Raw genomic sequence first — 10,935 nt, 5'->3', positions numbered from 1 at the left:
CAGGAACCCCGGCCATCCGGGCCCAGGAACCCCGGCCATCCGGATGAGGACACCGGGGGGGGGGCGGGGGGGCGCCGGGGGGGGGGGGGGGGGCGGGGGGGGGGGGGGGGGGGGGGGGGCGGGGGGGGGGGGGGGGCCCCCCCCCCCCCGGGGGGCCCCCCGCCTCCCGCCCCCGCGGCGGAGTCAGCCATCGGGGGCATCTCGCCTCAGTTCCCGTACGCCTTGGCGGCGTCCGCCTCGAGCTTGGCCTGCACGCCCGCGACATCGGACGGCTTGGAGAGGAAGTCCTGGAGGTCCTTCCACTCGCCCTGGCCCTTGGTCCCGCCGAAGGCGGCCGGAGCCTGGTCCGACATGTCGAAGCGGAAGTCGTCGCCCGCCGCGATCAGCGCCTGCGCGATGGACCGCTGCACGTCGTCCGGGTACGCCGCGAAGTCCAGCGACTTGTTCGGCGACAGGTAACCGCCGCCCTGCGCCCAGATCTTGGCCGCCTCCGGCGTCGCGATGTACGTCAGCAGCGCCTGCGCGGCCGGGCTGTCCTTCAGCGCCACGCCCACGTCACCGCCGCTGACCACCGGCGCCTTGCCGCTGCCCACCGCGGGGAACGGGAAGACCTTCGCGTCCGTGCCCACCTTCGCCTTGGTGTTGGCGGCGATGAACGCGGAGACGAAGTCGCCCTCGTAGACCATCGCGCCGGCCGGCGGGTTGCCGGTGAAGACCTGCGTCACCGACTTCGGGAAGTCGGCGGCGAGCGCGCCGCTGTTGCCGCCCGCGAGCAGGTCCTTCTTGCCGAAGAGCTGCCCGAGCGTGGTGAGCGCGTCTTTCACCGACGGGTCGGTCCACTTGATGGTGTGCGCGGCGAGCTGGTCGTACTTCTCGGGTCCGGCCTGCGAGAGGTAGATGTTCTCGAACCAGTCGGTGAGCGTCCAGCCGTCAGCGCCGCCCACCGAGACCGGCGCGGTGCCCGACTCGAAGACGGTCTCCGCGGTCTTCAGGAAGTCGTCCCAGGTCTTGGGCACCGAGGCGCCCGCGGTCTCGAAAGCCGCGCTGTTGTACCAGATCAGCGACTTGTTGGAGACCTTCGCGTAGATGCCGTACTGCTTGTCCTTCCACGCCCCGAGCTTCTGCCATCCGGGCGAGAAGTTCTTCTGGAGTTGCGCGGTCGCCTCGGGGCCCAGCGGCTTCAGCCAGCCCTTGTCGGCGAATTGGTGCAGTACGCCGTTCTGCGCGAGGAAGGCGACATCCGGCGGGGCGCCGCCCTCGATCTTCGTGCCGAGGAAGGTGGACTGGCTGTCGCCGGTCGGGACGAACGTCGATTTCGCTCCGGTGAGCTTGTCGAACTCGTCCAGCACCTTCTGGAAGTTCTTCTGCTCCGGCCCCGTCCACACGGCGGCCACTTCGAGCTTCTGCCCGTGCAGATCGGGCAGCTTGACCCCCGAGGCGGAACTCGTGGCGGACGCGCTCGGCGATTTCCCGCCGTCGTCCTTCTTGTCGCTGTCACCGCCGCACGCGGCGGCGGTCAACGCCAGCGCGGTCGCCGTCACTGTGGCGAGCGCTATGCGCGTAGTGCGGTTGTTTCGGCTGGTGCGCGGATTCTTCAGCGTACGCATCTGGCCATCCCCTCAGTCCCGTGGCGTCTGTCCTATGCCTTCGCGAACCCCAGCCGCAAGGGAGTACGGGGCTCCGTGACAGCTATCGTGACCATGACGTGATCTTGAGCCAAACGCTTTAACAGGGACGGCGGTTGGAATATCGCCGCTTGTCCGTCACGCGCCTCCCGAATGCCGGGGCACGGGTGTGCCGCATGACGGGGGGTTGGCCAACGCCCCGTCAAATCGGCCTATCCGCACGAGAATCGACGGACGGCGTGCGCGATGACCGTAGGAACATCGCAGATCAGCCGTCTGACGCGGGCCAGTTGACCGCCGTCGGCCACCCGACCGGTTCAGACCAATGACGGTTTCCGCCCGCCGGACGGAATCGGATCGCCGTGCGGGTACGAATTGGCGGACGGGGCAGGATCAGGGCATCCGCGTGAAATCCGCGCGCGGACGCTTCGGACGCTTCCGACGCGTCGGTACGGGCGGATTCGGCGGGATGCCCGTCCGACGGGCCGTCCGACGGGCGCGCGGTGTCAGATCAGCGGGCCGGGGGCGGAACCCGGCGCGCTCGCGGACGCGGCGCCTTCCGCGGCGCGTGCGCCCGCCTCCTCGGGCGCCGACTCCGCCGCCCGCTGCAAGGCACTGGCCAGCAGGGCGAGATCGGTCGGGCCGTTGCCCAGCTCGCGGACCTGGCGGCGGGCCGGAGGATCGCCCATCCGCTCCCACTCCAGCGCCACGACGGTCGGCCGGAGCGTCGCCGTACGCGGGATACGGCCGCTGACCCGGCCCGCCTGGAACGCCGTCACCGCGCCGCCGGGCCGCCGCAGATAGCCGCGCCCCGGCACCGTGTCGTCGAGCCCCGCCGGGTCCTCGACATGCACCAGCAGCGCCGCGGACTCCGCGTCCGGCATGCGCAGCGCGATCCGCAGCCGGGACCGCTCGTCGGCCTCGGTGGCCGCCGTACGCTCCGGGCGGCCGGTCGACGCGATGAGGTGCACACCGAGCCGCGCGCCCTCCCTGGCGACCGCCTCCAGCGCCCGGACGACACTGCCCGCCGCCGGTCTGCCGGTGCTGCCGAGACCGGGCGCGACCAGCTCGTCGAAGTCGTCCACGACCACCACGAGCCGGGGCAGCACGGGCTGGGTCCGCGCCGTCACCGCGCCCTGACCGGTGGGCTTGCGCGCCCCCGTCTCACCGGCGCGCGCCTCGTTCCGCCCGTCGGACCGGCCGCCTTGGTGCGGGCCGCCCTGGTGCGGCACGGTCGCGGCGACCAGCCGGTCCCCGTGCCAGGCCGCGAAGTCCTGCCCGTCGAGCAGCTCCGCGCGCCGCTTCAGCTCCGCGCCGAGCGCCTGCGCGAACTCCCGCATCCGCAACGGGTCCGAGGCCACCAGATGCGTGCTCACATGCGGCAGGTCGGCGCAGGCGCGCAGGCCCTCGCCGCGGTCCTGCCCCGCCCCGTCCACCAGCACCAGGGACAGCCGCTCGGGGCGGTCGCCCGCCGCGAGCGCCGCCGCGACCGACCGCAGCAGCTCCGTCTTGCCCGAGCCCGGCGCGCCGCCGACCATCGCGTGCGGCCCCTCGGTCACCAGGTCCACCGCGACCCGGCCTCCCGCGCCGACGCCCAGGACGGCCGTCGCCGCCCCGACCGCCGCGGGGGCCGCCGCCCACCGGTCGGCGATCTTCGCGGGCGTGGCCAGCGCCAGGTCCAGCTCGTCGAGCAGCCGTACGGTGCCGGGCAGCGCGTGCCGCGAACGGGCGCCGGACACCTCGCCGTCGGCCTCGCGCAGCGGCGCCAGGGCGCGCGCGAAATGCTCGGCCCACGCGGCCGACACGGCGTCCAGCACGATCTCGTCGGCGGCCGGTTCCGGCGGCGCGCTCGCGGCGGCCGGGCCCGCGGGCTCGATCCGCAGCGTCGTCGCCACGTCGCCCGAAAGCCGGGCCACCACCCCGGTGTCCACAGCGGGCCGCTCACCGCTCTCGGCCAGGCACAGCACATGCACCCCGACCGAGGGGCCGGCGACGGCGATCCGCGCCACGGTCTGCCGCAGCGTCGTGGACCCCGGATCGCCGTCCACCACCAGGAGCGTGAAGGGCCCTTCGTACGAGGCCGCCGCCGCCGAAGCCGCCTCGGGGGTCGCGGCGGCCCAGCCCGCGCCCAGCGGACCCGCCTCCAGACGGCGCGCCAGCTCGCCGGTGCGCGCGTCCGCCTGGTCCCGGTCGAAGGCCAGCAGCAGCCGGCAGTCCTGGCCGTGCGCGGGGCGCAGATGCGGCAGCCAGTTCAGCCAGGACCACTCCTCGGCGCGCTGGTCGGCGGTGCGGGCGCGGTCGGCGCTCAGCATCACCAGCTCAAGAGCGGCGGGGGAGTGCAGCGCGCACAGCTGCGCCAGGACGGCGCGCGCCAGACCCGCCAGCCGCGGCCGGGGCCCGGTCAGGGTCAGCGCGGCCGTCCGCGGCGCCAGCAGGTCCACGGTGAACGGCACGGCCGTCAGCAGCCGCGTCCCGTCCTCGGACGGCAGATCCGCCGTCCCCAGCCGTACGGTCAGCGCGTCCGGATGGCCGGGACCGCGCTCCCACAGCCGCCGTCCCGGGCCCAGCGCCGTCAGCAGGACGGCCGCGGGATCGGGCCACCGCTCCCGCAGCGCCTCGGCCTCCCCGCCGTCCCCGTCGTCCGCGACACCCTTCGCCGCGCCGAGCCGCCGCCGCGCCCAGGCCCCTATCGACCCGACGACGCCGCCGCCACCGGGGCGCCGCGCGCTGTCGAATCCGGGCGCCCGGCGCTCACCGGTGGCCCGGCGGCCACTGCCCAGGGGGGCGTCGTCCTCGTCGCCGTCGTCGCCGTACACGTCGGCGGGGGCGCCGGGCGCGTCGTACGGGGCGCCGGGCGTACGGCCGTAGGCGTCGGCCTCGGGCGCCGCCGGGGGACGGCTGTGCGCCGTGCCGGACGTACCCGCGCCGGGGAGGCCGTCCGGCCGCGCACCGCCGAAGGCACCGGGGCCGGTGGCGGCACCCGCGCCTGCGTCGACGGCCGCGCCCAGGGCCAGGCCCGCGCCGTGCGTGACGGTGGACGAGGGGTCGGCGACCGGGAGCGGCGCGGAGGGCTCGCGCAGCGAGACGCGCAGGTGCCCGTCGGCGTCGGGCTCGGCGGCGAGCGCGGAGGGCCCGGTGGGGCTTCCCGACTCCAGGCGGAGCGTCGACTCGCCGATCCGGAGCAGGGCGCCCGGGGGCAGCGCGAGGGGGCGGGGGCCGACGGGCCGCCCGGCGAGGGTGGTGCCGTTGGTCGAGTCGAGGTCGGCGACGGTGATGAGCCCGTCCGCGCCGAAGGCGACCTCGCAGTGCAGACGCGAGACGTCCGGGTCGTCGAGCGGCACGTCGGCGTCGGCCGAGCGGCCGATCCTGGCCTGGCCGCCCTGGAGCAGGTGCACACCGCCCGCGTCGGGGCCGCCGACCACATGCAGCCTGGCCGTCTCGGCGGGCGGCTGCCCGTACTGCCCGAACCGGCCGTACTGACCGTGGTCCGCGACATGGCCGCCGCGCTGCTCCGCGGGCGCGTGCAGCGAGAGCAGGGCGCCGTCCACCAGGGGCGGCACGCCCAGCGGCGTGGTCGGCGCGAGCCGCAGCGTCCCGGCGAAGAGCGCGACGGACGACCCGGCGGACCTGCCCGGCTGCCCGGACCCGGCCGCGGAGGCGAGGGCACCGGCCACCGCGCCCAGCGTGGTCCCCGCGGGCGCGGTGATGAGCACGTCGCAGGCGCGCACGGCCCGACCGCTGCGCGGCCCGAGGACGGTCAGCCGGATCTGCATCTCGTCCGCGCTCCCCTTCTGCCCTGACCCGCGGCGGGAAGTCCCCTCCCCGGCCGCGCGCGGGCGCGTCGACACGTACAAGCACGAGCGGTGGAGCCCCCGTTGCCCCAACCGGACCGTACGGGTGCATCCTCCCACCCGCCACTGACACCCCGTCCCCGGTCCCGCCCCGAGTGATCTTGAAAGTACGGCAGATGATCATCCCGCGACGGAAACCGTCCGGAAAGAGCGCCGCATCCGACCGGAAAGCCGCCGCTCGCGGCCGATCGCCGCCACAAACCGGGCGCGGGCCCTCCGTGCGCGATTCACCGCGCGCCACGGCACATGCCCGTGACACCACGTGACGCAACCAACAGCCCGGTCCTCGCGTCCTAGGTCGGACAACTGTTCTCGGACGTTCTCGGGCGTTCCCGGACCCTCCGCGGGCCCTCGCCGGGCCGTCGTCCGGCCGACGGCGGGCCGGCGGCGGGTCGTGGGCGTGACACCGGGCACGGTACGGAACGCCGGACGGAACGCGGCACGGGCCGATTCCCGTGGCGCGGCCAGGACGCGGGTCCGCCCGGCGGCACTACGCTTGGCCGGAATCAGGGCGAGCCCGCCATGAGTACGGCCATGAGCACCGCCGCGCACGTGCCGGCGGCGCGCATGGTCAGGGCGGACACACTACGGAGCAGGGAGCGCATGACGTGCGGCCGGTAGGCAGCAAGTACCTCCTGGAGGAACCGCTGGGACGCGGCGCCACGGGCACCGTCTGGCGTGGCCAGGTGCGCGGCGAGCAGGGCAGCGCCGTCGCCGTCAAGGTGCTCAAGGAAGAGCTGGCCGGCGACCCGGACGTGGTGATGCGCTTCCTGCGCGAGCGTTCCGTGCTGGTCCGGCTGCGCCACCCGCACATCGTCCGGGTCCGCGACCTGGTCGTCGAGGGCGATCTGCTCGCCCTGGTGATGGACCTGATCGACGGCCCCGACCTGCACCGCTACCTGCGGGAGAACGGGCCGTTCAGCCCGGTCGGTGCCGCACTGCTCACCGCGGCCGTCGCCGACGCGCTCGCCGCCAGCCACGCCGACGGCGTCGTGCACCGCGACCTCAAGCCCGCCAATGTGCTGCTCGCCACGGTCACCGGCGAGGACGGCAATCCGCAGATGCACCCGATGCTGACCGACTTCGGTATCGCGCGGCTCGCGGACTCGCCGGGCCTCACCCGTACCCACGAATTCGTCGGCACCCCCGCCTACATCGCGCCGGAGTCCGCGCAGGGCCGCCCGCAGACCTCGGCCGTGGACGTCTACGGCGCGGGCATCCTGCTGTACGAGCTGGTCACCGGGCGTCCGCCGTTCCGCGGCGACAGCGCCATCGAAGTGCTCCAGGCGCACCTCAACCAGGAGCCGCGCCGCCCCACGACCGTGCCGGAACCGCTGTGGACGGTGATAGAGCGCTGTCTGCGCAAGGAGCCGGGGCAGCGGCCCAGCGCCGAGAACCTGGCCCGCGCGCTGCGCGTGGTCGCCGCGGGCATCGGCGTGCACTCCTCGCCCGCCGCGGCCGAGGCGGCCTTCGCCGTCGGCGGCCTCCTGGCGCCCGACGCGACGCCGACGCTGGTCCCCGGCACCGGCCAGGGCTCCGCCTCCGCCTCCGGCGACGCGGAGCCGACCCAGGTGCTGCCCTCCCGCCAGGGCGCGACGCCTTCCACCTACGACCCGAACGCCTCCACCACCGAACTGCCCGGCGACCCCGGCCCCGGCGGTGCCGCCGCCGAGGGCACCCGCGTCCTGCCGCCCATCCCGGACGAGGGCCCCGGCACCCCCCAGGGCCCGCACCCGTGGGAATCCCAGCTCAGCGCCCTGCGGCACCGCAACGAGCAGACCGAGCTGCGCTACCTTTCCCCCGAACAGGACCCCCTGCGCCGCGAGCCGCGCCGCCGCCCCCAGCCCCAACCCCCACAGCCCCCGCGCCAGCCGCACCAGGGGCAGGGGCAGGGCCAGGGCCAGGGCCAGGGTCGGGGGCAGCAGGGCGGGCAGGGCTACGCGCAGCCGTACCAGCAGCCCCAGCAGCAGCGCCCCCAGCCCCCACAGCCGCGCTACCAACAGCCGCAGCCGCAACGCTACGAGCCCCAGCGCCCGCCCGCCCCCGCGCCCGAGCCCCGCCAACGCGAGCCCCGCCAGCGCAGCGCCAACCCCATGAAGATCCCGGGCCTCGGCTGCCTCAAGGGCTGCCTCACCGTCATCCTCGTGATCGTCGTCATCTTCGTCGTCGTCTGGTACACCACCCCCCTCCCCGACTGGGTCAACAGCACCCGCAACCTCTGGGACGCCTCCTCCGGCTGGGTCAGCACCGTCTACGACAAAATCTCCTCGATCACGGGCGACTCCAACGGCAACTAACGGGCTCCGCCCGCCGGTTGACGAGGGGGTGCGCCGCCGGGGGTGCGTTTACGCAGGGCCTGCGCCCTTACGGCACCGCTGCGCGGTGGGGTTGGCCGCTGGGGTGCGTTTACGCAGGTGGGGTTCGCCGGTAGCCAGCGAGCCGAAGGCGGCGCCGGTGTTGAAAGGGAGAACGCGCACAGCGACCGAGGAACGAGGGAGCGAGCACGATCGACCGTCGACACCGGATCTAAGCCGCCGGAGGCGAGAGGGCGGCAAAAAAAGGGGAAGGACGGTGAGCTGACACAAGAGGGCTCCCACGCACGGTGAGCATGCACGAGGCGGTTCCCCGCACGGTGGGCTCACGCAGGACGGCTCACACGCACGTGTTCGCCGTGGGTGGGTCCGTCTCGCGAGAGGTCGCCGTGGGGTGCGTGCCCTCCGGGGTCAGTTGACCGTGGTGGGTGCCGTCTCGCGCCAGTTCACCGTGGTGCGAACCGTCTCGCGCAAGCTCGCCCTGCGCGGGTGCCGTCCTGTGTGGGCTCACCGTGGTGCGAACCGCCTCGCGCATCCTCACCCTGCGGGGGAGCCGTCCTTTCTATGCGCACCCCGATCCCCTTTTTTTGCCGCCCTTCCGCCTCCGGGCGCTTAGACCCGGTGTCGACAGTCGATCGTGCTCGTTCCCTCGTTCCTCGGTCACTGTGCGCGTTCTCCTTTTCAACACCGGCGCGCCCTTCGGCTCCATGGCTACCGGCGAACCCACCTGCGCAGCCGTACCGCAGGGGCGCAGCCTCCTGCGTAACCGGACCCCAGCGGCGAACCCTCCTGCGTAGCGGCGACCTTGGGGCGCAGCCTCTCGCGCAACTGGCCCCCAGCGGCGAACCGTCCTGCGCGGCGGTGACCTGGCGGCGAACCCTCCTGCGCAGCCGCACCCAGGCGGCGAACCCCCGCCCCGCACCCGCACCCGCGCCCCAGCGGCGAACCCCCCTGCGCACCCACCTCCCCCGGCACCCACCCCCGCCCCACCCCCCCGCACCCACCTCCGAAGGCGGTGCCCTCTCGGCGAGGCACCCTTGCACCGGTGGGGGTGCTTGGGGTGGGGATTTGTCGACTTCTGGAGGGTGATTTCTGTGGCGGAACGGCGCGTGAGGGGGCTCGCGTACCCCGAACGGCCCCTGATCCGCGTAGCTTTGTCGCCAACACGACGGACTGTCGGAGGAGTCGGAGCAAGCCTTGGCCAGGAAGATCGGCAGCCGGTACACCGCGCACCAGGTGCTCGGGCGGGGGTCCGCGGGCACGGTGTGGCTCGGCGAGGGCCCCGAGGGCCCGGTCGCCATCAAGCTGCTGCGCGAGGACCTCGCCTCCGACCAGGACCTCGTCGGCCGCTTCGTGCAGGAGCGCACGGCGCTGCTCTCCCTGGACCATCCGCACATCGTCGGCATCCGCGACCTCGTGGTGGACGGCACCGACCTCGCCCTGGTGATGGACCTGGTCCGCGGCACCGACCTGCGCTCGCGGCTGGAACGCGAGCGGCGCCTGGTGCCGGAGGCCGCCGTCGCGATCGCCGCGGACGTGGCGGACGGGCTGGCCGCCGCGCACGCGGCGGGCGTCGTCCACCGCGACGTGAAGCCGGAGAACGTGCTGCTGGACTCGGCCGTCGCCACGGGCCCCGGCGGCGCGCCGCCCGCGCTGCTCACCGACTTCGGCATCGCGCGGCTGGTCGACACCCCGCGCCGCACCCGTGCCACCCGGATCATCGGCACCCCCGACTACCTGGCCCCGGAGATCATCGAGGGCCTGCCGCCGCGCGCGTCGGTCGACATCTACGCGCTGGCCACCGTGCTGTACGAACTCCTCGCGGGATTCACGCCGTTCGGCGGCGGACACCCCGGCGCGGTGCTGCGCCGGCACGTCACCGAGACCGTCGCGCCGCTGCCCGGTCTGACCGACGACCTGTGGCGGATTCTCGCGGCCTGCCTGGCCAAGGCGCCCGCCTCGCGGCTGACCGCGGGCGAGCTGGCCACCCGGCTGAGGGACCTGCTGCCGCACCTCGCGGGCCTGCCCGCGCTCGACGTCGCCGCCCCCGGCACCGACGACGGCGGACCGGGCGCGGACGACCAGGACGCGTACGACGACGGCTTCGCCGACCTGCCGCCCGGTGCCCCGGAACCGCCCCGCGGCCCCGGCGCCGACCGCCCGCGCGGCGCCGTACCGCTGGTCAGGGGCGCCGCGCCGGACTCCAGCCGGGACACCCACACCAGCATCAAGCTGCCCACGGCGGAGGAGCTGGCCGGTTACGGCGCCGCCTCCCGCAACGGCAAGGGCAGCAAGGCGGCCCGCGACAGCCAGCGCCGCGCCTCGGCGCCGGGCCGCCCGGCCAGCCCCCGGCACCGCGCGGTCTCCGACGCCGTGCGCCAGCGCCGGATCAAGTTCGCCGCCGCGGCCGCCGCCGCGCTCGCCGTCGCGGGCATCGGCGGCTGGGGGATCGCCACCGCGGGCTCCGGCTCGGGCAACGACTCCGGCGGCACCTCGCGGGACGACGCCCCGCCCAGCCCGACGCCGACCGCCACCCGCGGCACCCCGACCGCGCCCACCGCGGGCGCCGCCTCCCCGCAGGGCCGCACCGGCGCGCCGGTCACGCTCCCGCAGTGGTCGTCGTACAAGGACGTACCGGCCGCGGGCGTCAAGCTGCTCGGCGGCCCGCGCGCCCTGACCATGGACGGCGCCACGTACGTCTTCGCCCGCGGCGCCGACAAGAACGTCTGGTACGTGATCCGGGACGGCTCCGGTTACGGCGCGTGGCACAAGCTCACCGGGATAAGCGTGGACGACGACCCGGCGGTGGCGTCCGCGCACGCCGGGCGGATCGACCTGTTCGGGCTCGGCACCGACGGGCTGCTCTACCGCCGCACGCTGACCGACGGCTACTGGAACGCCTGGTCGCAGGTGGACGAGCGGACCCGCTTCGACGCGGCGCCCGCCGCCGCGTCCTCGGAGCCCGGCCGGATCGACCTGGTCGGACGGGTCGGCGGCGACCTGGTGACCGCCTCGCTGGTCGGCGACCGCTGGAACGCGTGGGCGCTGGTGCCCACCGCGGGCCGGATCACCTCGGCCCCCGCGCTGATCTCCCGGTCCCGCGGCTCCCTGGACGCCTTCGTGGTCCGCAAGGCCGACGGCGCCGTG

General features: G+C 75.0%; 3 protein-coding genes and 1 pseudogene. 2 read left to right on the top strand and 2 right to left on the bottom strand.

Going from position 1 to position 10,935, the window contains the following annotated elements; translation table 11 throughout:
* Positions 1–206: 206 nt before the first annotated feature.
* Both ACIQCJ_RS31255 and ACIQCJ_RS31250 read right to left on the bottom strand, forming a co-directional pair.
* Entirely contained in the window at positions 207–1,607 is a 1,401-nt protein-coding gene (locus ACIQCJ_RS31255) for an extracellular solute-binding protein (RefSeq protein ID WP_355342949.1), read from the bottom strand.
* A gap of 524 nt (positions 1,608–2,131) precedes the next feature.
* Entirely contained in the window at positions 2,132–5,398 is a 3,267-nt protein-coding gene (locus ACIQCJ_RS31250) for an FtsK/SpoIIIE domain-containing protein (RefSeq protein ID WP_402713191.1), read from the bottom strand.
* A gap of 686 nt (positions 5,399–6,084) precedes the next feature.
* Between ACIQCJ_RS31250 and ACIQCJ_RS31245 the strand changes: the two genes are divergently transcribed.
* Together ACIQCJ_RS31245 and ACIQCJ_RS31240 are read left to right on the top strand one after the other, a co-directional pair.
* Positions 6,085–7,773 carry a protein kinase gene (locus tag ACIQCJ_RS31245; RefSeq protein WP_402713190.1) on the top strand — a complete coding sequence of 563 codons (1,689 nt, stop codon included), beginning with the start codon at positions 6,085–6,087 and terminating at the stop codon, positions 7,771–7,773.
* A 1,212-nt stretch (positions 7,774–8,985) separates the two neighbouring features.
* Positions 8,986–10,308: pseudogene (locus tag ACIQCJ_RS31240) on the top strand (serine/threonine-protein kinase); the annotation flags it as partial.
* Positions 10,309–10,935: the final 627 nt, after the last annotated feature.

The sequence above is a fragment of the Streptomyces sp. NPDC093221 genome, assembly GCF_044753885.1.
Classification (GTDB): domain Bacteria; phylum Actinomycetota; class Actinomycetes; order Streptomycetales; family Streptomycetaceae; genus Actinacidiphila.
This window is presented reverse-complemented; position numbering and strand designations above follow the sequence as displayed.